Genomic DNA, 22,710 nt, shown 5'->3' with positions numbered 1-22,710 from the left:
GGCGTTGGAAACCTCATTTAACAACCTGACTACGAGTTTCTTTAAGCCAAAGCCCAAACCGATCTCTAGTCAGGATTATTGCTAACAGAACGTTTGCCAGGCCTTTTATAGTCTATGTTTTATTTCTTTTCCAAAACGATTACCTACCTGCTTACCCCCGCCGGATGGCTGGTTGCCGCGTTATTGATGGCATTCTTCACGAAAAGGCTGCGTCTGCGTCGGCAACTGGTTGGGCTTACGCTGGTAATCTTCTGGGCGTTTGGCAATTCATTTCTGATGAATGAACTGGCCATAGGTTGGGAATACCCCATCCAGGCCAACGTGCCAGCATCGACAGATTCAACTGCACGGGTAGCTGTTCTGCTGACGGGCGGTATGGTCAACACCATGAAAGAAATTCCAGGCAATACGAAAAAGACAGAAGAACGTGTTTTGCTGGGTCGCGAAGCCGACCGGGCGGTACAGGCCTTGTATCTCTACAAGACCGGTGCCGTACAGAAAATCCTGATCAGTGGCGGCACGGGCGACTTGCCCTTTCAGATAGCGGCCGTCAGCGACGAAGGACAAACGGTGGCCCGGTTTCTGGCCATGGCTGGTGTCAGGCCGGAGGATATTCTTTTAGAAAGTAAGTCGAGGAATACGCACGAAAACGCTGTCTACTCGGCCCAAATCCTGCGGAAGACGTTTCGAAAGAATCGGTGCGTGCTCGTTACGTCGGCCTGGCATATGCGCCGGGCGATTGCCTGTTTCGAAAAGGAAGGCATTGCTGTCGATCCCTTTCCCAGCAGTTTCCTGAGTGGTCGCCGATCGTTTGCGCCGGGCGAATGGCTACTGCCACACGAAGAAGCTTTTTTTAATTCGTACTACCTGATCCGCGAGCAGGTCGGCTACCTGACCTATAAAGTGATGGGATATGTTTAATGAATAATGAATAATGGATAATGAACAATGGATAATGGTCCTGGTGGGCAAATTATTCATTGTTCATTATCCATTATTCATTGAAACTTACACGCTTAAAATCTTCACCATTCGGAGCAGGTCCTCGCTAATGGGTTTGGGCAGGCGGATAGTATCGCGGAAGGGTGTGTAAACTAACTCGTTGTTGACTACACCCGCCATGACGTTCTTCTCGCCGTTCATGAGCCCTTCCAGCGCACCCAGCCCTAAACGACTCGCCAGAATCCGGTCGTAGGCTGTCGGAATGCCACCCCGCTGAATATGCCCCAGCGTCGTCACCCGCATGTCGATAGACGATTCGACCTGCTGACGAATCTTTTCGGCAATTTCGGTAGCAATACCGGCCTCTTCGCCCTCGGCAATGACTACGATAGACGACGATTTCTGACGGCTCCAGCCTGACTTAAGCGTTTCGACCACTTCCGAAATCGGCGTAAGCACTTCGGGCACCATCACCATCTCGGCTCCGCCGGCAATTCCCGACTGAATGGCGATATAGCCCGAGTCGCGGCCCATCACTTCGATAAAGAAAATCCGGTCGTGCGAGTCGGCGGTATCCCGGATTTTGTCAATCGCTTCCAACGCCGTGTTGACCGCCGTATCGAAGCCGATGGTGTGGTCTGTTCCGTACAGGTCGTTGTCGATGGTGCCGGGAGCGCCCACGGTCGGAATGCCATATTCGTCGTAAAAAAGCGTAGCGCCCGTGAAGGTACCGTTGCCACCGATGGCCACCAGGCCTTCTATTTCGTGTTTACACAGCTGCTCGTACGCTTTCGCCCGACCTTCGGGCGTCATGAACTCTTTGCTGCGGGCTGATTTCAGAATCGTGCCTCCGCGTTGAACAATGTTACTAACGGAGTGCGAAGACATCTGAAAAATATCGCCATTTATCATTCCGCTGTACCCCCGGCGAATGCCGAACACTTCAATTCCGTGATAGACCGCCCCCCGGACGACGGCCCGGATGCAGGCGTTCATACCCGGTGCGTCGCCACCCGAGGTAAAAACAGCTATTCGTTTCATAGGTAAGGACAATTTTTTAAGGAAATTTCACAAAAAGGTTAGGCGAGTACTCCAATAGACCTCACAAATTTATTGGCATTTCCCGATCTTAAGACATGCATCTAGGAATTATCCCATTGTTTTCACACAAATTTCACGAAACGCTCCTGTTCTCATTTTACAGGTAGCGTACGGCCTCCGCTGTCTAATCATTACCCATTTTTCTGGTACTTCGAAAAGTCTACTGCCGTCTGAATTGCCGGGCTCTTACCGCAATGCGCAGATGGTTCCGAATCGTTACAAATAAGCCAAAATGCGTTACCAAAACCCTGAATCGGTCGATAAGCGACCGGCGGTGTTGTTGCACGGACAGGCCACCCATCAGGTATTTACATAAGACAAATGGCAGACATTCGATGGTTGCAGCGGCTTTCAGGCAACGAATTTCCCAATCGAGATCGGCGCTTAAATTAGTGGTCAGATAGTCGGGGGCAAGCGTTCGTTTAGGAATAAACGCCTGATGACAGACTTTCATGCCCAGCGCCATATCCTGCCAGGTCAAATGCTCGGGTAGCGTATGCGGGGTCACCTGACTGCGAAGGCCAATAGGCGTGCCCGTACGTCGGTTGCCGTTGTCACGAACGAAGAGCGCATCGCTGTAGTAAACGTCGGCCTGCGTAGCTGAAATACTGGCCAATAGGGTAGGTAGTGTCTGCGGATCATACAACTCGTCGCCCGCGTTCATAAACCAGACGTACTGGCCTCTCGCCCGATGCAATCCTTTGTTCATGGCGTCATAAAGCCCCTGGTCTGGCTCCGACACCCAGTGGGTAATGTATTGCTCATAACGCCTGATGATGTCCGGGGTCGAATCGGTCGAAGCTCCATCGATCACAATGTATTCGTAGTCCGTCGCCTGTTGGTGCACCACGCTTTGAATCGTGCGTTCCAGAAAGCGCTCGGCGTTGTAAGTGATCGTAATGATGGAAACCGTAGGCATTGAATAAATGAAGAATGAATAATGAAAAATTAGGAATACCAGCCAAGGCTTAATTGTTCATTAGCTCATTTTCGTTTGTTCCTGGATTAATTGCTGATAGAGGTCTATGTGCTGCCTGGCAACAACCGCTTCCGAAAAGCGATCCTGGGCCGACTGCCGGGCGTTGATTCGGAGTTCATCGGCTTGTGAATGGGTAAGAACAAACGCTAGTCCGTCGGCTAATTCCTGCGCCGACCCAGCCGCTGCCAGATAACCATTGTGCTGATGATCGATCATTTCCGGAATGCCACCCGTCCGAAAGCCTACGACGGGCGTTCCGCAGGCCAGCGATTCGATGACCGTGTTGGGCAGGTTATCTTCCAGTGAAGGAACGATCATGACATCGGCAGCATTGTAAGCCGCCACGGTGTCTTCTTCGCTGGTCAGCAATCCCAGATGCCGAACCGGATACGGCAGTTCATCGAACAGGTACGAGCGCCCTTTTCCGAAGACCAGGATTTCGGGGGTGAGGTCTGGCTGTTGCCGATGCAGCAAGGTCAAGGCTTCGGCAAAATAACGAAACCCTTTTCGAGGGTCAGTCACGTTGGCACTGCCGAACAACAAGCGGGGCTGGTCTGTACTGGGTAACTCAAACCGGGCATTGGCTTCTGCTCGGGAAAGGGGCCGAAACAGCGTCTGGTCGATCGCATAGGGAATCACCGTGAACGGAAATCTACCGATGAGCGCACTCCGTCGGGCTTCGCTGGCCAGCCACTGACTTGGCGGGGTAAAGTGTATGCTGGCCTGGTTGAACAGGCTTTCTTTCTGCTCGAAAACGCGGTAGGATAAATCCTGACTGGCTGGCTTTTTCAGGTAAGGACAGTGCTGGCAATGCTCCAGAAAATGATCGCAACCGCGCGCATAATGACAGCCACCCGTAAACGCCCACTGGTCGTGCAGGGTCCAGACGATGGGCTTGCCCAGCGAAAAAAGCGACCGAAGCCCACCCAGCGACAAAAAGCCAAAATTGATCCAGTGTAGATGCAGAAGATCAGCCTGCTGAATAGCCGGATGAAAGTCGAGCGCAGCGCCGAAGCGGGCGGGCGAAAACTGAAACCGCACGGAGGTATCGCGCTCGTGGGGCAGAAAGTACAGGCGTTCGGCAACAAACCGCCCGAAGGCCGTTTGTTCCGCCAGAAAATTATTGGCCAGGTACATAACGCCCGGTGCCGGACGGTGTCGTTCCAGTCGGTTGGCCGTTCCAACCAGCATGGTACTCTCAACCACGGGGCTGTTCTCTATCTGCTTTTGCAGGGCCCGGTGCAGCCGGTTGGCCGCTACAGCCGCGCCCCCGAACAGATGGTACGTGCTTAGGTGCGTGACTCTCACCGCCCGAAGAGTTTATCGAACTTCTTCACTACCTCGGGCCAGAATCCCAGTCTAAACACGCGCCCCCATATCCGCCGACGTGAATATGCTTCCATCTCGGCAAAAATGGAGTCCGTAAAACGGCTTTTGGCTTTCTGCGTCAGAATGAGCGCAAACCCGTGTTGTTTCAGCGTTGTGGCAAACACCCAGCCCAGCATCAGATTTCGCTGGGTAAGAATGCGTTCGTCGGCAAAGCGGTTGAGGTACGTCATTTCGCCCCAAACGGCGCTGTTTCTGAGCGAAAATAAGACAAACTTCTTCACCAGCGGATTGCTCGTGAAACTATCCAGTAGCGCGGGTGTAATGCGGGGTGATCCTTTCGGCAGCAGTTCGGCGAGCCAGTGGCTACCCGTTTCTTCCATGTATTGCAGCACCGTGTAGAGTTTATCTTCGCCGTCATAAATCGACGCAATGCCGGGTTCGAACTCCGCCGTCAGCACAGTTCGGGTGCGGTCATCCCCGAGGTTGCGGAACAGCCGCAGATCGGTTCCCTGCGAGTCGGTCTTGAACCAGTCGACTTGTCTGATTTTAAGGTTGTCGAGCGTCGAGCGCAGACTGCGGGTTTTAAGCTGGACAACTTTTGTAGGCTCGAATTTGGGCGCAAACGCATACTCCTCAACCAGGTCGGGCCGGGGCCGCAGCAGACTGGAGCAATGGGGCGATTCGGTCAGGTAAAAATTAGCCGTTTCGGTGTCGGTATCCGTTACAATGTGATTGAACGTATACAGCTTCCGGAAGTGGCCGGACTCACTTTCGACATAGCCAAAATCACGGTCATCGGCATCGAAAGCGATGCAGACGGCGTATTTGGCGAATGCTTTCCAGCGCGTATGTAACTGCCCGGAGGCCCCAATATCCACCAGCACGGGCGGCTCGGTCTGGAACTCGGGGCGGGAAAGAATTTTATCGATCATTTGATTCGAGTCATTCATGGTCATTGGTAGTCATACATTGTGGGCGATGTATGACTACCAATGACCATGAATGACTATTTTCGGTACGCAAAGATATTCAATTGCAAATCCATGCTGTCGTTGCCTTTATAACGATGGTTGACCAGGGGCGCATGGCGGTACTGACTGGTATTGAGATAATAGCGAAATCCACTTGCTTCCAGTACCTGGATCACTTCCGACAAGGTTTGCGGATGATCGAGATAGGCGTGAAACTCCACAAACAGATTCTGAACGTGAGCCAGTGCATCGCGACAGTCGGTCAATACGGTGGTTTCAGCCCCTTCGATATCCATCTTGAGCATGTCGATGCGGGCTTCGCGCAGCAGGTAATCGCGCAGGCGGATGGAAGGCACGAGTTTGCGGTCGGTTTGCGAAAAAATAGAAGCCGAATCGGCCTGGTCACTGCCAAACCAAATACCGTTGTCGTCGGTCCAGACGGCCTTAGTAACCACATCGACACCCGTAATCTGGTTCTGGCGTAGATTCTCCTGTAAGATAGCACTAATGGATTCATCGGCCTCAAACGCAACGATACGGGCCTTGGGGTAAGCTTGACGGAAATACGCGACGCTCGTGCCGATGTTGGTACCGCAGTCGAAAATAACGGGAGCCGGACTGGTCGTATAGAACCGGTAAAACTCATCCACGAAAATCTCGCGGAACTGCCAGAGAAAGGATAAGGCGTCGGGAACCTGAAACCGGAACCTGCCGAACGAAATTCCAACGGGCTGGTTTCGGGGCTTTCCGCCGTAGCGTAGGGCCAGACCCAGTAACCGACGTCCTTCCACCGAGCGCAGGAGCCGGGCGGTTTCGGTAAATAAAAAACGAAAAACCCACATGTTGATTTCTGTTTTGTCGTGCATGCTTTATCAGCAGGACAACGTATACCGCTATAAAAAACGCTTTCTTAAATCTGTCACCGTCTGATTCACTTCCGGCGATAGTTTCAACCCGATTACGGCCGCACCGAACAAGACCGTGATCAGGGCCGAGCGCCAGGCAACATCCAGAATGACTCGCCACTTAGGATCGGCCAGACCTGGGTAAGAAACCTGCACCGATATCCACCAGACGCCCGCTCCCAGTACCAACACAGTCAGGTTGCGCCAGGTGAACGGCTGCATCCGAAACGCAAAACCAACGAAGGTTGTCCGGGCGAGGTTATAGAGAAAAGTCGCCAGGGCTCCGCCGATCGCTGCGCCGTTCATGCCAAAACGCGGTATCAAATAAGTATTGATGGCAATGGTGAACAGAGTAAGCGCTACAAAAAACAGCGAATCGTAGATATAGTACCGCGACGTGTTTAGAATAATGCCGTTGATACCCGTTGCCATGTCGATCAGTTTGCCCAGACCCAGCCACAAGATGACGTAATAACCCGCTTCGTAGCCAGCGGGCAGAAAACGAAAAACATTGGGCAAATTGGCGGCTACGCCCACAAAAACCAGACAGCCTGCAATGAGCTGATTCAGGCAGCTTTTTCGGTAAATATCCGTAATGTTTTTGAGGTCGTTCACTTTCCATGACTCCGCAATCAGCGTTCCCGATACTTTGTACAGGGCCGTCGCCGGAACGGCGATCACCGTAGCAAAATTGGCCGCAATGCTATAAACGCCCGTGGCATCCAGCCCTTTGGCGTTGTTGATCATCACCTTATCGATGGTCAGAATGATTTGCGAGGAGAGCGCCGTAGTAAGTGTAAGGGCCGCATACCGGGTTAGGTTTCGGCGTAATTCCGGATCGATGGACAGAAACCGGCGGCTCAGAAACAGGGCTTCGTCGCGGGCAACGCTAAAGATCATCAGGAGGGTTTGCAGAAAGAAAGCCAGCATCCACAGGCCCAGAAACTGCGGGAAAGAGACCCAGCCCAGCCAGTAGATTCCACCAGCGATCAAAATAAACAGCCGCTGCGCAAATTGCTGGAGCATGGTGCCCGTAACGGGGTCATACAGCAGCCGGGCGTAATTATCGAATACGGTAAAATAAACGGTAAACAGCGTTAGCGGAATCAGCAGGTAATAATAATCGATGAACAAAGGCGACTGCGCCTGATTATTTTCAATGAACCAGGGGCGTGCCAGCCAGAGGGCCAGCACACACAACCCGAAACCGATTAAGGTTGTCAGGCTGGTAACGAACAGATACCCGTTGTGCTGCCGGTCGGGGTTCCGGAAATAAGGAAAATACCGGCCACCGGCTCCGTTCGTGCCCAGGTTGGCGAACTGCGCCAACACCTGCGCCAGCGCAATCAGCAGATTTAGTAGGCCAACCTGCGCCTTGCTGAACAGGTTCGGAAAGAAAATGCCCTGCGTCAGAAACCCCACTGCCACGCCTGCATACGCGTATACCGAACTCTGAATGGTCTGCCGTTTAATGATACCCATGTAGATCAATGAATAATGAATAATGGATAATGAAAAATGGATAATGGTATCAGGGATGGAAAATCCTGCTCATTACCATTTTTCATTATCCATTATTCATTGGCAATTAGTGGCCACGCCAACGCGGTTCCGGCTTCAATAGCCTGGGTGGCGCTTTTGCCGATAATGTCGTCGTAATAACGGGTGTGCAGGCCGTTGGCCGGACGGATGCTGCGGACATTGTCGGGCGTGAATACATCACCGGCCTGCATCGCCTGCACCACGTACAACGACCGCTTGAACTGCAGACTTTTTTCTTCTTTGGGGGTTAGCGTGTAACTCACCTGTCCCATGGCCAGCTGCGCCCGTTCGGTTTCGATGACCAGGTTTTTCAGTTCGTCGGGTTCCAGCGAAAAAGCCGAATCGACACCCCCGTCTGCCCGACGCAGGGTAACGTGTTTCTCCAGTACTACCGCACCCAGCGCCACGGCCGCTACTGCCGCGCCGATGCCCATCGTATGGTCAGATAAACCAACCGGTACATCGAATAGCTGGCGCATGTGCGGAATGGTGAGGAGGTTCGTACTCTCGGGTGTGGCGGGGTAGGTACTCGTGCACTTGAGCAGGATCAGGTCCTGGCAGCCATTGGCCCGGAGAACCTTCACCGACTCGTCGAGGTCGGCAACCGAAGCCACACCCGTGCTCATGATGACCGGTTTGCCCGTTTGGGCGACCTTCTTGAGCAGGATATGGTCGGTATTTTCGAAGGACGCAATTTTGTAGAGCGGCACGTCGAGCGATTCCAGGAAATCGACCGCTGTGGTGTCGAACGGAGAGCTGAAGGCAATCATCCCCCGTTTTTGGGCATGCTCGAAAATAGGCTTATGCCACTCCCAGGGTGTGTAGGCTTCGGCGTATAATTTATACAGATTCTTATCGGCCCAGAGCGATTTGGTATCCCGGATGTAGAACTCCTCAGATGCCCCATTGAAGGTAATCGTGTCGGGGGTATAGGTCTGGAGCTTGAGCGCATGCGCACCCGCATCGGCTACAGCGTCTACGATTTCCAGCGCCCGGTCGAGCGACTGGTTATGGTTTCCCGACATTTCGGCAATAACAAACGGCCGGTGCATCGGGCTAATGGTAAACTGGGCAACCTGAATCGGTTGGTTATTCATCATAATTGAAGGAAACCTTATGGGTTCTCGACCAGAACATACCCGCGGTAGTGGTCCATTCTATAAGGTTTTACTGTACAATAAACTCGGTCTTTCCTGGCCGGGGTTCCCAAATTTACCGCTTTCGCCCGACAATGTGAAACCGGCCCGCTCGAAGGCTTGCGCAGAGGCTCGGTTCTCGGGCTTGATATACGCATGAACGGTCACTTCGCCCCAATGCGACCGGCATACGGAACAACCCTGCTCGATCAATTGAAGAGCCAATCCTTTCCCACGCTGATGGACGTCGACGGATAAGCTGATGACCACTTCGTCGGGCATATCGGCAACGGGCGTCCGTTCGAAGCGCACCTGACCGACTGCCTGACCAAGTTCATCTTCGAAAACCAGCAGCAGAGCATGCGGGTCGGCCAGCTTGCGCGTGAACCAGCTTAAATGCGTTTCCAGCGAAATCGGATCGGAGTTGAACGATTGTCGTCGGGTATCCGGGTCGTTGGCCCAGTCGAAATACAATTGGGCATCGGTCAGGCGGGCTGGGCGGTAGATGAGCATGGTAAGAACAGAACAAGCGTGTTTGCCGAATTACATACTTAATTCCTGAAATCGTTCCCGCAATCGTTCTGGTGAACGACCGTCGAAAAAACGGCGCTGACTGGCAAGGGTTTCGGCAACGGGTTCGGGTGAAAACTGAGCCGATTGAATGGATAGTTTCAGGAGCTTATCCAGCGCGATGACCGGAATCGAACGGGTCAGCAACGTTGGGAAATTAACCGACAAAGCCAGTTTTTCTTCGGATAAAAACTGGGCCAGTTGTGCCTGATTGTCGGCCGTCACTACCGCAATCAGCGGGCGATTGACTGCACAGACTTCATAAGCAATCGTGCTGCAGGCGGTAATTGCCAAACTGCACGACCGCAGCTCATCGACCATCTGCGCGGCATCCAGATTTTGCAGAATGGTGAGGTTCGGCAACTGGCTCCGGAACGACTCGATGGCTGGACGGTTCGGATGAAAGGGGCCCAGAATAATATGTACCGATAGAGTAGGGTCGACCTGCCGAATGGCTTCCAGCACCGTCAGTGACGTATTTTGTGGATCGGCACCGCCTAAACTGACAAAAATAGTCCCGTCGGCCGGAGCCGGCCCAAACCCTACGGTCCGTAAAAATTCGGGCCTTAGCAGCGCATACTGTGGACCAAGGCAAAATTGCGTGTACGGCTCGGCTTCGTACTGAGTCTGAACAAGCCCCCCGGCATGGTTGATCACCAGATCGGCAACCTGATGCCCTTCGATCAGATCATCAATGAAAACCAACTTCCGGGCCCGTTGCCGGACCGCTCGTTGAATCGACTCGTCGAACGAATAACCATCCAGCACGACGAGTTCATCCGGTTGAATTTGGGCCAGAAAAACCGCTTCATCCGCCGAGTTGGGCAACGCAATAACGGTCATATTCGCTGTTTCGAGCAACAACCGAACCGCTGGCGTCGGTTCGACGATAACGAACCGCATTGTAAAAAGACCCTCGAGCATATTGGCAAGCGCCAGACAGCGCATGACATGGCCCAGACCGATCTGAGCGTTTCCATCGGCGCGGAAGAGTAGACCGGGCATGGGTTAGGGAATAAGGTAAAGAAAACAACAAATCATCGTACAGACTCGGTTAGCTGCGAAGCGTAAGGCTGAACTTAAGCTCTGCAATCTGCCAGTCGTCTTCACTGTCAATGTCCTGAGCGGCTAATTCAGAAATAACGATACCACCAGAGTTATTGGTAATCAATCGCTGTGTTTTCGCAAAAGAAGCTATGTGAACAAAATAAAACTGTCCGGCATCATGGTAAGTCGGTTCGAGATCCTGCGAACGAGTCAGGGCATGTTCGGGCTGCACCCACTGCACGGTCGAATTTCGCAGAAATACGGCCCGTTGAATCGGGAAACCGAACCGCTGAATAGGGTAGACAGTGTCTAGCTGTTTGTCTGTCATTACTGAAAAGGCTTCGTTCAACAAGCGGGAGGTGACAAACGGCGCGGTAGGATATAGGCAGCAGGCGTAGGTGAATACCTGCCCTTGCTGCTGATACTGCTTCAGTACTTCGGTAAGTACATCAGCCGTAGTGGCCAGATCGGTGGAACTTGCCGCGCTTCGCATAAAAGGGACCGACGCACCGTAATGTCGGGCAATCTCCGCAATTTCGTCGTCGTCTGTAGAGACCATCACTTCCGTAAACAGCCCGGACTGGTGAGCCGCTTCGATAACATACGCCATGATGGGTTTCCCCAGAAACGGACGGATATTTTTGCGCGGAATACGTTTGCTGCCTCCCCGTGCCGGGATGATCGCCAGGTTGTTCATTCGACGGTTTTTGGGCAAATATAACCAATGGCGGTGGTTGCTCCTGCCAGGAAGGACGCCGGGTAATAACCAGGCTTATTGAACCGGGTCGGTACAGCTTCCCGGTAGCCCCTGAATAGGCTTAGGACGCACGCAGCAGGCCCGCAAGCCCTGCGTGGGGGAGGAGACGAAAATGGCACCGGGTGATAGCGTCCATGTACTTTCACACACGGACGTAGAGCGCTGTTTATCAAAATTTTAATCGATAAATAACCGCTATTAATTTTTGCTTAATTGTCGTGATAAGCGTTAGTTATTTGGCAAACTAAGCGTTATTTTTGATCTGTTCGTCGCCGTTTACACACCAGTCGGCGGGTATTTTTCGTTACATAGAGATAACGCCGTTCAGGGGCGCATCCCAATTTGCACGTAGGGTTTATCGTTGCCGATTCTTTCTCTACTTCAGGAGTTATCTTTTAATAAGCTTAGCGATTTACGTTTCACCTAAAAGCGGCTCGTCATGGCTTTTCACTTGTTTACAGGGTTTATGCTACAGACTACCCCTTCCGTATGGGTTGTTGACGATGACGAAGATGACCGAATCTTCATCCAGTCCGCTTTTAGCGATACTGAAAAACCGATCGATGTGCTGACCCTCAACGACGGCGATCAGTTACTGCCCGAATTAGCCACCTGTGACAAACTTCCCCGGCTGATACTGCTCGACATCAACATGTCGCGTCAGAACGGATTCGATACGCTCACTCAAATTCGGAGCACGTCTGCGTTTGCCCATTTGCCCGTTGTGATCATGAGCACGTCCTCCGATAAGTCTGATCTGCAGCGTAGCCTTGCCCTGGGCGCCGATCAGTTTTTAATCAAGCCAACCAGCTACAATCAACTGGTGAGCCTGGTGAAGGGGCTGACAGAAAAATGGGAGTTGGCCTGAGGTTTTCCAAACGATCTTTGTCGGGCCTGCAGGCTGACTTTTTAGACAGAATCTGAACCAACTTCCCCCGGTATCCGATTCTGTACATATGGCTCCACCACTACGTTTAGCGCTGACTACCCCGGTCATCGACGACCGACCCGTATTCGTGTCGGGAAATTTCTGCGACTGGTTTCCGGATGTAGCCCAGTTTCAGATGCAGGCCGTCGGGCCCGGTCAGTTTGTGTACACCTTTCCGGAGGGAATGCCCCTGCCCGAAACCCTGGAATACAAATACACCCGCGGTGGTTGGGATCATGTCGAGCTGGATGCCTCGGCAGGCCCGGTAGGGAACCGGATCGTGTCGCGTGCGGATGATGTCAGGCCGGAGTACGTACCGCACTGGCGTTGGTTTGGTCTGCCGTTCGATCCGGTTTTCATGCCTAAAATCGAGCTGCTGGGCGACGATTTCAGAGTGCCTGAGCTGAACCGGCCCCGGCGGGTACACGTGCTGCTTCCGTACGATTATAACCAGACCGACCGGCGTTATCCTGTGTTATATTTGCACGACGGCCAGAATTTGTTTGGTGGCGGGTCTGGCTACGGAAGTTGGGAGATCGATCAGAAAATGGCGGTGCTGGCCTCCCGGCGCCATCACGAAGTAATCCTGGTTTCTATTGACCACGCCAACGACGAACGCATTCGGGAATTTACCCTGTATCGGACTCGCGCCGGAGCCGGTCGCGGACAATATTATCTGGACTTTATCTGCCAGACGCTCAAACCCATCATCGACCGAACGTTCAGAACCCTGCCCGATGCTGCGCATACGGGCATTGGCGGCAGCTCGCTGGGTGGGCTGATCAGTATTTATGCCGGCCTATTACACCCCGAGGTATTCGGACGGTTGATGGTGTTTTCGCCTGCATTGTGGATTTCGCCCAAAATTTATTTCGATGCGATTCGCTTTCAGTCGCCTGTGCCGATGAAAATTTATGCTTACGGGGGTGAACAGGAATCCCAGTATATGGTTCCCAATATTCAGCGCTTCAACGATGCGCTGGCCCGCCAGAACTACGGTGGCAACCCAATCGACATTTTTTTATCGGTCGATCCAACCGGAACGCATCAGGAATCGCACTGGAGCCGCGAATTTCCGAAAGCGGTCGAGTGGTTATTTTATTGATACTACCTTATGAACATTACCCTAAGCACATTACGCCCGTCTGGTCAAGACGTTGTTGTTCCTATTCTACAGACCGGAACCCTACCGGGCCAACTGGCCCAACTGGCGCAGCAACTGAACCTGCCCGATTCGGTTCTGCAGCGCGATTTTAAGGCCGAAGCCAAAGATATGCTGCCCGTTTATACGCCGGCGGGCAGCAAAACTTACTTGCTGGGTCTGGGCAGTGATCCGGGGCAACTGGATTGGTTACGGGCGTTTCGGAAGCTGTTTTTCGATCAGAAAGATAAACTGCCGGTTCAGATGGGTATCGATCTGACCGCTTTCGGTGGCGAAATCGTCGAAGCCGTGGTGCTGGGTGTTCGCGGAGGAGGTTACGACCTGAAACGCTATCAGACCGATAAACCCCAAAACCCTCTTTTTTTCTCCGAAGCGGGGCAACTAACCATTTTCGTGAAGGCTTCTGAGCTGGAGCCGGCTCAGGAAGCCCTGAATCGGGGCGAAGCGATTGCCCATACGCAGCGCCAGATGCTGGACCTGATGAATGCACCGGCCAATTACAAACAGCCCCAAACCCTGGCCGACTGGGCTGTGGCCTCTGGACATACGCATGCTTATACCGTAACAGTGCTCGACAAAGCCGAACTGGAAAAGCAGAAGCTGGGCGCGCTGCTGAGTGTCAGTCAGGGCAGCGATGTGCCGCCCGTACTGATCATTGGTGAGTATAAGCCGGAAGGCGTCGCTAACCTTCCCATCGTCGGGTTAGTCGGCAAAGGGGTGACGTTCGATACGGGCGGTATTTCGATTAAGTCGTCGACGAACATGCACCTGATGAAGAGCGACATGGGCGGAGCAGCCGCCGTCCTCGGAACCCTGGAGGTGGTGGCTAAGCTTAAACTGCCCGTTCATCTGATCGGAATCGTTCCGGCTACCGAAAACGCGATAGATGGCCGCTCTACCAAGCCTGGTGACGTTATTACGTCGTACATTGGCAAAACCATTGAAATAATCGACACCGATGCCGAAGGGCGGGTTATTCTGGCCGATGGGCTGGGGTATATGATCCGACATTACCAGCCCGACGTACTCATCGATCTGGCAACGCTGACCGGAAGTGTAATTGCTACGCTCGGTTATCAGGCCGCTGGTCTGTTTACGCAGAACGATGAGCTGGCCAGCCAGTTGAGTGAAGCCGCCGATCGAACCGGTGAGCGGCTGTGGCGGTTACCTCTCTGGGATGCCTATCGGGAAGACATCAAGTCAGACATCGCGGACGTGAAAAATTTCAGTGGAAAACCCATGGCAGGCGCCATCAGTGCGGCCAAATTTCTGGAGGTCTTTACGGAGAAACATCCGGCCTGGGCGCATCTGGATATTGCGGGCATGGCCTTTACCGACAACGAATTCGGTTCGCAGAAAAATGCAACCGGATTTGGTATTCGGTTGTTAACAGCGTATATACGTAGGTTAATTGCTAAATCGGGCCAATAAAAAATTGTTCTACGGGTCAATACCCGCATCTTTTGCGGTAGTATTAGCAACAAGGCATATAAATTAAGAGACAAACGACCAATTACACGACTATGAGCCAGTTGTCTTTTTTGTGCATTGCCACCTTTTTTAAGGGGCACGATTTTATGCGTACCTGCAAGGCGTTGGGGAACACCGTCTACCTGCTGACGGACCAGAAACTGGCCAACGAAGCCTGGCCGCACGAAGCGATCGATGAGTTCTTTTACCTCTCCTCGCCAAGCAACGAACCCAAAGATCTGGAGCAAATGATACTCGGGTTGGCTCATGCGATGCGATCGCGCCAAATCGACCGTGTAGTAGCGCTGGACGATTTCGACGTCGAAAAAGGAGCGCTGATCCGAGAGACGTTCCGGATCGATGGGATGGGCCAGACGACTTCCCGGTATTTCCGCGATAAACTGGCGATGCGCCTGCGCGCGGCTTCGGCTGGCATTCGCATACCGCCTTTCAGTCCGCTTTTTCACGACCAGACCGTTACCGATTTTCTGCAAAGTACAGACGCACCGTGGCTTATCAAACCCCGCTCCGAAGCCTCTACGACAGGCATCAGGAAAGTACATACGCTGGAGGAAGCCTGGTCGGCCATTCATTTACTGGGCGATAAGCGGCACCACTACCTGATCGAGCAGTTTAAGCCCGGAAAGGTGTACCACGTCGATGCGCTGTCGGTCGATGGCAAAGCTGTTTTCACCCGCGTGAGTCAATACCTCGCTACACCGATGGAGGTGGCGCATGGCGGAGGAGTATTTCGCACCAATACGCTGACGCTTGGTACGCCCGAAACCGACGCGCTGCACCAGATGAACGATCAGGTGCTGGCCGCGTTCGGAATGAAGTACAGCGCTTCACATACCGAGTTTATTCGGGGCGATCACGATGGTGAGCTTTACTTTCTTGAAACGGCCTCGCGGGTAGGCGGAGCCCATATTGCCGAGATGGTAGAAGCGGCATCGGGTGTAAACCTGTGGAGCGAATGGGCCAAGCTCGAAGTTGCCGTCGCCCACAAAGAACATTATGTTCCTCCTGTCGACTCCGGAAATTACGCCGGTCTGATTGTGTCGCTAGCCCGGCAGCAATGGCCTGATCTGTCGGTATTTACCGAATCGGAAATCTTCTGGCGCATCAAACGCGAATACCACGTCGGTCTGATTGTCCAGTCTAGTGAACGGGAACGGATTCTGACTCTACTGGACAACTACATGCACCGGATCTACGAGGAATTTCACGCATCGGCCCCCGTACCGGAAAAGCCTACGAACTGATAGTCGATCGGCGATCCGATGGCCACCGTCCTTACTGCGGCAGGTATACGCTGAACGTAGCCCCTTCGCCCGGGCGGCTGGTAGCAATGAGGGAACCCCCATGATTCGTGACAACTTTAGCGCAGATAGCCAGGCCAATTCCCGTACCCGGATACTGATTCCGGCCGTGCAGGCGCTGAAATACCTGGAAAATGCGGTCTACATACTTCTCATCGAAACCGATGCCATTGTCCGACACGTCGATGCGATGATACAGGGCAGCAAGCCGGCTTGGTTTGACGGCAGGTGGCAGATCGGTGGCTGCTACAGTGTGTTCCTGTATGGTAATTAGCGGGGCTATCCCGGGTTTGTGAAATTTCAGGGCGTTCGAAAGCAGGTTCTGAAAAAGCTGGCTCAGCTGTGAGCGATCGCCCATGATCGTTGGTAAGGGGGCCACCTGAACCGTAGCGCCAGCCTCGCCAATCGTTATTTCCAGATCGACCAGCACGTCTTCGATAAGGTCGGGCAGTGCGATCAGTTCCGTCGATGCCTGGCGCGTGGAAATGCGCGAAAAACTCAGTAAATCCCTGATCAGGGTCGACATGCGGCTGGCAGCTGTCTGCATCCGTTCCAGATGCTGACTTCCTTCTCCCAATCGGTCTGCGTACTTATCCCGAAGCAAATCGCCGAAGGACTGAATTTTACGCAGGGGTTCCTGCAAATCGTGCGAAGCGATGTAAGCGAACTGTTGCAGATTTTCGTTCGATCGCTGCAGATCATACACCGAAAGCTGTAGCTGCTCAGTACGCTGCTGCACCTGTTCATCCAACTCGGCGGACAACTGGCGATAACGTGACTCACTATCGGCCAGCGCCTGGCTTGCCTGAACCAGTTCCGTCACTTCGGTACATACCTCCAGCACACCCACCCGTTTGTCGCCTTCATAATAAGGGGTCAGCAGAATATTGAAATAGCCTGTTTCCATGGTGTTCCCCCGCTGCAGAGGTATGGGTACGGTCCAACCCTGATCCGGAAGGCCGGTTTGATAGACTCTCAGGCAACGATCGACAAATGCCTGATCTTTGAGTTCCGGAAGCGCTTCCAGTAAGGGCTTTCCCAGCACATCTGCCTCCCGGTGGAGGAGTGAAAGCATAGCCTGATTGATCAGCTCGATAACCAGATCGTCTCCTTTGACCAGTAACATAGCCACCGGAGCCTGCTGAACCAGACTGCGCAGGCGGGTTTCGCCCTGCCGGCGTGACTGGTTCAGGGTAATTTGTGCTCGCACCTTGGTGAGCAGCTCCTGCCCCGAAAATGGTTTCACCAGATAGTCGTCCGCACCGGCTTCAAGCCCGTCGATCCGGGCTTCCTGACCAGCCCGAGCCGACAGAAAGATTAGCGGGATATGCGCGGTAGCGGGGTTTCGCTTTAGCCGATGCAGGAGTTCCTTCCCGTCCATAACCGGCATCATAATGTCGCTCAGGATAAGCTGCGGACTATGGCGCGTGAGTTGTTCGAGTGCATCAGCTCCGTTCAGGGCTGTATGTACGGTAAAGTGAGATTCCAGCAGCCGGGCCAGATAGGCGCGCATGTCGGCGTTGTCGTCCACGATCAAAATGCTCGTCGCCGGGTCGGCCACGAATTCGTCAGGCGCGGATGGTTGTTTTGGGTCGGCCTGTATCGTTCCTGCTTCTTTAAGAAACGAATCGGCCAACCGGCTCATTTCGTTCTGATACCCCTCTTCGATTATCTGGCTGGCCGGCAGATGGGTTTTTCCCAGCGGCAAGCGGACGGTAAAGGTGCTGCCTTCGCCTTCCTGGCTTGTTACGCTGATCGTGCCCATGTGTAAACGCACCAGTTCATGAACCAGCGAAAGGCCGATGCCACTGCCTTCGTAGGTTCGGCCGCCTGCCTGTGCAACTCGGTGAAACCGCTCGAACATGTGCGGGATTTCCCGATCTGGAATGCCAATGCCGGTATCGGAAACGCGCAGAACCGCCGACTCCCCTTCTGCGGTCAATTCGACCCGAACGCTGCCCTGCAAGGTGTATTTAAACGCATTGGAAAGCAGGTTGAGCACGATTTTTTCCCACATTTCCGGGTCGGCGTACACCCCGGCTGGTAGGGGCTGGCACGTTACGGCAAACTGCAAACCGGCTCCCTCGATCAATGACCGGAAACTGCTGGCCAGATCGGTGGTTAAACTTACCAGATCGACTGGCCGAAAGCTGGCTTTCATGCGGTTGGCTTCAATCCGGCTGAAATCGAGCAGGTTATTCACCAGCTTCAGGAGCCTCAGGGCGTTGCGGTGGGTAGCTTCCAGCGGTTCTTTATAGGTTGAATGCTGAATCGTGGTGTCGTGGAGCAGTTCTTCCAGTGGGCCCAGCATCAGCGTCAGTGGCGTCCGGAATTCGTGGCTGATGTTACTGAAAAATGCCGTTTTAGTTTGGTCGATAGCCGCCAGCGCTTCGGCTCGCTTCTGCTCCTCCTGATAGGCATAGACGTTGGAGAAAGCAGTATTGATGGTATTCGCCAGTAGGGCATAAAACGTCAGGTAATCCGAATCGAGCGCTCGGTGTGGACTTACACCCGCCAGCAGAAAACCGATCGGCTGTTCTTTGGTTGAAAGAAAAATGGGCAGTCGAACCGCTGTATGGGGTGAATCCGGATAAGGTCCACCGACGAGCTGACCTACCCGATGCGCTAAATCGTCGATAACCTGGGTTTGCGTCAGATCCGTTAACCAATCGGTTGTGGTCACATTCAACTCCTCCAGACCGGCCGGCAGGGGATGAGCCACCGCCAGCCCGGCCGTGTCGACCAGCCGCGCGTGCTGACTTTCTTCATCCAGCTCGTAAAACAGGAGGTAGGGTAGATCAAGGGCAAAATCGACCTGACCATTTTTCAGGCTGGCGTAAATCTCCGCGTTGGTCTTCGCCTGGCTGGTCAACGCGGCTGCATCCCGCAGAACCTGCGTCCGACGAGCGCTCAGCATCTTATCGGTTGTTTCCGTAATGGGGTGAAAAATGCCTCCCACTTCCCCCGACTCATCGCGGATCGGTGCAAAGGAAAAGGTCATAAAGGCTTCTTCCAGGTAGCCATATCGATCCAGAAACATCCGCTGGTCTTTTATGTACGTTCCTTCGCCCTGCTGGCCCCGCGAAAAAGCGTCGCCAACGACGGGTAGTGCCGTTTCCCAGCAAATCCGGAAATTCTGGCCCATCGATTCCGGGTGCTTAGCTCCGCAGATCGGCCGGTAGCTGTCGTTATAAATCTGGATGGTTTCGGGGCCCCAGGCAATCAGGATCGGAAAGGTTGAGGAAAGGCATAAACTGACGGAAGTTCGCAGGCTTTGGGGCCAGGTAGATATAGAGCCCAGGGGTGTTGTCGACCAGTCCATCGACCGGATCAGTTTCCCCATTTCTCCTCCTCCCGCTAAAAATTGTTCCGATGATTCGATTTCAGTTATGGCCTGACTCATTCAGCTACTATTTATTACAGCAATGTACAACCTTCATTAGAGATTGTAAACAGTAATGCGACGGCTTAAAAAACGGGGCTGACACTATCAGCCCCGTTTTTTAAGGAGTACGTCTTCATTATTGCCTGAGAGTGTCCTTTTTGGTTTTGCCAACCGGTATCGAAACCCCAAAAGAGCGCGGATCGCTCGGTGGCTGGGTCTTTCCCTTGCGTTTCTTTGGGTTGGTTAAGGGAGCGGTGTCGCCATTCAGAGGTTCCTGCGCGGTCATCCCTCCGCCAGAAACGGGGGTGTCGACGCCAGGAATAGCGACCTGTTTTTCAACGGGCTGTTTAACCGTTTTCGTCGAATCGGACTGGCCGTAACAAATCGAGCCGGATAGACTCAGCGCGAAGCAAATAATAATCAGACGCATAGAAGTGATCGTTTGTTGAGTAAGCACCCGTACCGATTGAGCCGGATATAGCGCCCCTACATCAACTAACTTCGCCGTATTAAGTTTTACAACGCGTCGACCCGGACAAGCTGATACGTTTTTTTGCGCAGATCGGTCAGAAAATTGTCCAGATGGTCATAGAGTTTATCGGTACGGGCAGGTGCGGTACCGAGGTGCATCAATAAAATAAAACCGTTCAGACCGGCCGGGTGCTTCTGCTGGTAAGCCTGTATGGAAGCCAGGATGGTAGCGCTGCTGCGGTAATTCCGGTCGGTAGGTGTGGTGTAGTCGGCATGGCTCAACGTACCCGGCGTATAATTGATAAGCTGGCTTCCTGCTGCTTTGGTCCAGGAGGCAATGCTGTCGTTATACCACTCGTAGGGAGGTAAAAACAGCCGTTTTTTTTTCGCTCGGTCGAATCGGCTCAACGCTGCATAGTTAGCCTGTAGATCGATCAGAAACTGCTCATGACTGACAAGCAGGCTATCGCGCTTCGTCCAGTCGCAATACAACAAATGCTGGTCGGAGTGCGGACCAAGGTAATGTCCATCCTGAACCAGCTGGTAAATCAGCGACGAAAAGGCGGGATTTCGCAGAAATCGTCCGGTCAGAAAAAACGAAGCCCGAACCCCATGCTTTCGCAACGTTCGGGCGATAACCGGACCACCGTCGGCAAATTCATCGCCCGTAAATACAAGCGCCAGCCGCCGAGCCGTCGTATCTCCCCTGATTTTGGCTCCTTTCAGATAAGTTGCGTGCGCTCCGGAAGCCGCTGGCTGGCCGGCTTTTCTGACCGGATCAGTCGATTTTTTAGGGCTAGTGGCTTTTGGGGAGGCCAGCGGTTTTTCAGCCTGTTTGGCGGCCAGTAAATAAATGAGCGTAGCAGTGCCATCCATGGTCGGTTCGTTGGTGCTGTAGTCGCCGTAGTCATCATGATACACGGCTACATCGCTTTGAAAAGCCGCATAAGCATCTGGGCGGTGCAGGTCGATACCCAGTAACTTTCCGTAAATAATCCCGCGAATGGGCCCATCGACCAGCGCTCCATCGATTGGATAGTTGCGCAAATGCGTGAACGACGAGTGCGGGTCAGTGGGTGTGTCGGCGTTGGCCGGAAGCCCATACACGAAACTGGTTCCCCAGGGATTGCAGCCAAACAGCCAGTCAAAATTCGCCTGCTCAAAGGCCAGGTAGTGCGTATCGTTCGTGAGCTGGCGGTACCAGAAGCACTGGGTTGCAAAGGAAGTCGTCAGGTTATTGCTGCACCAGACAAACGGCACGCCCCGGTAAAACGCATTTTGCCGGGCGCGCGCCCAGATGGTTTCGATGCCGGATTTATAAAAATCGGTAACCATTGCCCGACGAGTACCCGTCAGCTTTTTCGCCAGCTCGGCATGACCGACGTTGACGAACGGGTACCACTGGTAGTGCCGGGCTGTATCGTTCCGTATCCAGGGCGTCACGGGTTCCGCGCGGGCGAAATCGAAGGCCGTTTTCAGCCAGGTTCCAGCCTGATCGCCACTTGCTTTTAGGCCGTTCAACTGCTCGACCGTAGCCAGCTCCATGTCGTCGGTGTAATTATCTTCTTCGTAGAAATAAGGGGCCCGACCTGGAGCCGTCTGGCAGTTTCCCGGCTTTGCCAAACCGAGCTGATAAGCCGTCCGGGAACGCTTCTGAAGCAAATCGGTGTACCGCTGCTCGGCCTTGTCAACGGGTTGTTTGCGAAGCAGTTGATAGCCCAGCGAGAGTGCACTGCTCACTTTTCCGGCCGTGGAGGCTACGCCCGTCGCCCGGTTTTTGTACTTAAATAACCCCTGCGGCTGACCCGTCGCAAAATAAACGGGTCGCTCGAAACCCTTGCCGTAGAACGGGTCTTCTTTCGGCAGCCGGAAACCGGTATGGTCGCGGTCGTCGGCGAGCTGATTAAAGAGCCAGTCGTCTTTGGGGTGCATTTTTAGAAGCCAGTCGAGGCCCCATCGGGCTTCGTCGAGCACGTCGGGCCGACCGTTGGTACCATCCAGTCCGTTGGCCTGGTGGTGATCTTCGAATACGCCGGGAAAGTCACGGAAAGCGGCCAGCAGATGGTACGTGGCGTTGGCCGAAGTCGTCACGTACTGCAAATAATCCGTAGCATCGTGCCAGCCACCCGAGACATCGATGTGGGTGCTGTCGGGCATAGGTCCGTACATTGTGTAGCCGTCGTGCGTATGGCAGGAATCTTTCAGAAACGGATTATAACCACTCCGCTGCTGACGCATGTAGCGCAGGCAAAAATCAGCTGCCCCGTCGTAGACATCGTCACCAAGGCGAAACGTTGGTGAGCGCGTTCCGTCGGCCGTCCGCAGGTAATAGCGGCCCGGTTTGCGATAAGCCGAGAAATCGAGCCGGTAGGTTTGCCGGAACGGTCCATACGTCCCAAATTTCTTTCCCGTATGTAATTGCTGAACGACCTGGTCTGTCTGCTCATCGACGAGTTGAAAGTCAGCCAGCGTTCGATCGGTCAGACTTCCCCAAACGGCTACCTTCGGAAACCCAGGTCGATACCCAAGCAGATTTACGCGAATAACGGCCGATGGCTCGTCGGGAAAGTCGATAGCCAATAGGCTAATAAGGAGGGCGATAAATAGCGCCGAGCGAATGAACATTTTTTTAACGTGCAGTTAGGGGGCAGAAAACCGGTTAATAACTAAATGGGAGCTTGCTATAATCGCTT

At 53.5% G+C, this 22,710-nt stretch carries 18 protein-coding genes; 5 read left to right on the top strand and 13 right to left on the bottom strand.

Annotated features, from left to right (window positions below):
- Positions 1 to 114 precede the first annotated feature (114 nt).
- Positions 115 to 921 carry a YdcF family protein gene (locus ACYVC2_RS29405; RefSeq protein ID WP_461108734.1) on the top strand — a complete coding sequence of 269 codons (807 nt, stop codon included), beginning with the start codon at positions 115 to 117 and terminating at the stop codon, positions 919 to 921.
- An 87-nt stretch (positions 922 to 1,008) separates the two neighbouring features.
- On the opposite strand, the gene pfkA is transcribed toward ACYVC2_RS29405, so the two are convergent.
- The 10 genes from pfkA to pseF all read right to left on the bottom strand — a co-directional run bounded on the left by pfkA (position 1,009) and on the right by pseF (position 11,219).
- Positions 1,009 to 1,983 (bottom strand): 6-phosphofructokinase, encoded by a 975-nt coding sequence (pfkA, locus tag ACYVC2_RS29400; RefSeq protein WP_461108732.1) that lies wholly within the window; start codon positions 1,981 to 1,983, stop codon positions 1,009 to 1,011.
- Between the two features lie 220 nt (positions 1,984 to 2,203).
- Entirely contained in the window at positions 2,204 to 2,962 is a 759-nt protein-coding gene (locus ACYVC2_RS29395; protein ID WP_461108730.1) for a glycosyltransferase family 2 protein, read from the bottom strand.
- Positions 2,963 to 3,022: 60 nt separating this feature from the next.
- Positions 3,023 to 4,330 (bottom strand): glycosyltransferase family 4 protein, encoded by a 1,308-nt coding sequence (locus ACYVC2_RS29390; RefSeq protein WP_461108728.1) that lies wholly within the window; start codon positions 4,328 to 4,330, stop codon positions 3,023 to 3,025.
- Positions 4,327 to 5,301: a hypothetical protein gene (locus tag ACYVC2_RS29385; protein WP_461108726.1), complete on the bottom strand. Its 975-nt coding sequence runs from the start codon at positions 5,299 to 5,301 to the stop codon at positions 4,327 to 4,329. Before ACYVC2_RS29385 ends, ACYVC2_RS29390 begins: the two co-directional genes overlap by 4 nt.
- 56 nt (positions 5,302 to 5,357) lie before the next feature.
- Positions 5,358 to 6,164 (bottom strand): FkbM family methyltransferase, encoded by an 807-nt coding sequence (locus ACYVC2_RS29380; RefSeq protein ID WP_461109730.1) that lies wholly within the window; start codon positions 6,162 to 6,164, stop codon positions 5,358 to 5,360.
- A 51-nt stretch (positions 6,165 to 6,215) separates the two neighbouring features.
- Complete coding sequence (locus ACYVC2_RS29375; protein ID WP_461108724.1) at positions 6,216 to 7,709, bottom strand: lipopolysaccharide biosynthesis protein; 1,494 nt, start codon at positions 7,707 to 7,709, stop codon at positions 6,216 to 6,218.
- Between the two features lie 92 nt (positions 7,710 to 7,801).
- Positions 7,802 to 8,869, bottom strand: coding sequence for a pseudaminic acid synthase (gene pseI, locus ACYVC2_RS29370; RefSeq protein WP_461108722.1), 1,068 nt, complete (start codon positions 8,867 to 8,869; stop codon positions 7,802 to 7,804).
- 57 nt (positions 8,870 to 8,926) lie between these two features.
- On the bottom strand, positions 8,927 to 9,418 hold the full coding sequence (locus tag ACYVC2_RS29365; protein WP_461108720.1) for a GNAT family N-acetyltransferase: 492 nt from the start codon (positions 9,416 to 9,418) through the stop codon (positions 8,927 to 8,929).
- 30 nt (positions 9,419 to 9,448) lie between these two features.
- Complete coding sequence (pseG, locus tag ACYVC2_RS29360; RefSeq protein WP_461108718.1) at positions 9,449 to 10,480, bottom strand: UDP-2,4-diacetamido-2,4,6-trideoxy-beta-L-altropyranose hydrolase; 1,032 nt, start codon at positions 10,478 to 10,480, stop codon at positions 9,449 to 9,451.
- 49 nt (positions 10,481 to 10,529) lie between these two features.
- Positions 10,530 to 11,219 carry a pseudaminic acid cytidylyltransferase gene (pseF, locus tag ACYVC2_RS29355; protein ID WP_461108716.1) on the bottom strand — a complete coding sequence of 230 codons (690 nt, stop codon included), beginning with the start codon at positions 11,217 to 11,219 and terminating at the stop codon, positions 10,530 to 10,532.
- 499 nt (positions 11,220 to 11,718) lie between these two features.
- Between pseF and ACYVC2_RS29350 the strand changes: the two genes are divergently transcribed.
- The 4 genes from ACYVC2_RS29350 to ACYVC2_RS29335 all read left to right on the top strand — a co-directional run bounded on the left by ACYVC2_RS29350 (position 11,719) and on the right by ACYVC2_RS29335 (position 16,104).
- Positions 11,719 to 12,147 carry a response regulator gene (locus ACYVC2_RS29350; protein WP_461108714.1) on the top strand — a complete coding sequence of 143 codons (429 nt, stop codon included), beginning with the start codon at positions 11,719 to 11,721 and terminating at the stop codon, positions 12,145 to 12,147.
- 88 nt (positions 12,148 to 12,235) lie between these two features.
- Entirely contained in the window at positions 12,236 to 13,312 is a 1,077-nt protein-coding gene (locus tag ACYVC2_RS29345; RefSeq protein ID WP_461108712.1) for an alpha/beta hydrolase, read from the top strand.
- 9 nt (positions 13,313 to 13,321) lie between these two features.
- Positions 13,322 to 14,800, top strand: a complete 1,479-nt coding sequence (locus tag ACYVC2_RS29340) for a leucyl aminopeptidase family protein (RefSeq protein ID WP_461108710.1) — start codon at positions 13,322 to 13,324, stop codon at positions 14,798 to 14,800.
- Between the two features lie 92 nt (positions 14,801 to 14,892).
- On the top strand, positions 14,893 to 16,104 hold the full coding sequence (locus ACYVC2_RS29335) for an ATP-grasp domain-containing protein (RefSeq protein ID WP_461108707.1): 1,212 nt from the start codon (positions 14,893 to 14,895) through the stop codon (positions 16,102 to 16,104).
- 31 nt (positions 16,105 to 16,135) lie between these two features.
- Here ACYVC2_RS29335 and ACYVC2_RS29330 read toward each other — a convergent pair whose 3' ends face one another.
- From ACYVC2_RS29330 to ACYVC2_RS29320, 3 genes are all read right to left on the bottom strand, one after another.
- The gene (locus ACYVC2_RS29330; protein ID WP_461108705.1) at positions 16,136 to 19,564 is read right to left on the bottom strand and encodes an ATP-binding protein; all 3,429 of its coding nucleotides are present in this window, start codon (positions 19,562 to 19,564) and stop codon (positions 16,136 to 16,138) included.
- A 118-nt stretch (positions 19,565 to 19,682) separates the two neighbouring features.
- Positions 19,683 to 19,976, bottom strand: a complete 294-nt coding sequence (locus tag ACYVC2_RS29325) for a hypothetical protein (RefSeq protein ID WP_461108703.1) — start codon at positions 19,974 to 19,976, stop codon at positions 19,683 to 19,685.
- A gap of 86 nt (positions 19,977 to 20,062) precedes the next feature.
- Entirely contained in the window at positions 20,063 to 22,642 is a 2,580-nt protein-coding gene (locus ACYVC2_RS29320; RefSeq protein WP_461108701.1) for a glycoside hydrolase family 9 protein, read from the bottom strand.
- Positions 22,643 to 22,710 lie beyond the last annotated feature (68 nt).

This window comes from Spirosoma koreense, assembly GCF_054777875.1.
Note: the sequence above shows the minus strand (reverse complement) of the source record. Positions and strands in the feature narration are given on the sequence as shown.

Bases quoted from the DNA above. Each gene is read 5' to 3' on its own strand.
- pseG (WP_461108718.1), bottom strand. From the start codon at position 10,480: ATGCCCGGTCTACTCTTCCGCGCCGATGGAAACGCTCAGATCGGTCTG.
- ACYVC2_RS29405 (WP_461108734.1), top strand. From the start codon at position 115: ATGTTTTATTTCTTTTCCAAAACGATTACCTACCTGCTTACCCCCGCC.
- ACYVC2_RS29345 (WP_461108712.1), top strand. From the start codon at position 12,236: ATGGCTCCACCACTACGTTTAGCGCTGACTACCCCGGTCATCGACGAC.
- ACYVC2_RS29335 (WP_461108707.1), top strand. From the start codon at position 14,893: ATGAGCCAGTTGTCTTTTTTGTGCATTGCCACCTTTTTTAAGGGGCAC.
- ACYVC2_RS29350 (WP_461108714.1), top strand. From the start codon at position 11,719: ATGGCTTTTCACTTGTTTACAGGGTTTATGCTACAGACTACCCCTTCC.
- ACYVC2_RS29380 (WP_461109730.1), bottom strand. From the start codon at position 6,164: ATGTGGGTTTTTCGTTTTTTATTTACCGAAACCGCCCGGCTCCTGCGC.
- ACYVC2_RS29395 (WP_461108730.1), bottom strand. From the start codon at position 2,962: ATGCCTACGGTTTCCATCATTACGATCACTTACAACGCCGAGCGCTTT.
- ACYVC2_RS29320 (WP_461108701.1), bottom strand. From the start codon at position 22,642: ATGTTCATTCGCTCGGCGCTATTTATCGCCCTCCTTATTAGCCTATTG.
- ACYVC2_RS29325 (WP_461108703.1), bottom strand. From the start codon at position 19,976: ATGCGTCTGATTATTATTTGCTTCGCGCTGAGTCTATCCGGCTCGATT.
- ACYVC2_RS29330 (WP_461108705.1), bottom strand. From the start codon at position 19,564: ATGAGTCAGGCCATAACTGAAATCGAATCATCGGAACAATTTTTAGCG.
- pseF (WP_461108716.1), bottom strand. From the start codon at position 11,219: ATGAACAACCTGGCGATCATCCCGGCACGGGGAGGCAGCAAACGTATT.
- ACYVC2_RS29375 (WP_461108724.1), bottom strand. From the start codon at position 7,709: ATGGGTATCATTAAACGGCAGACCATTCAGAGTTCGGTATACGCGTAT.
- ACYVC2_RS29365 (WP_461108720.1), bottom strand. From the start codon at position 9,418: ATGCTCATCTACCGCCCAGCCCGCCTGACCGATGCCCAATTGTATTTC.
- pseI (WP_461108722.1), bottom strand. From the start codon at position 8,869: ATGATGAATAACCAACCGATTCAGGTTGCCCAGTTTACCATTAGCCCG.
- ACYVC2_RS29340 (WP_461108710.1), top strand. From the start codon at position 13,322: ATGAACATTACCCTAAGCACATTACGCCCGTCTGGTCAAGACGTTGTT.
- pfkA (WP_461108732.1), bottom strand. From the start codon at position 1,983: ATGAAACGAATAGCTGTTTTTACCTCGGGTGGCGACGCACCGGGTATG.
- ACYVC2_RS29385 (WP_461108726.1), bottom strand. From the start codon at position 5,301: ATGAATGACTCGAATCAAATGATCGATAAAATTCTTTCCCGCCCCGAG.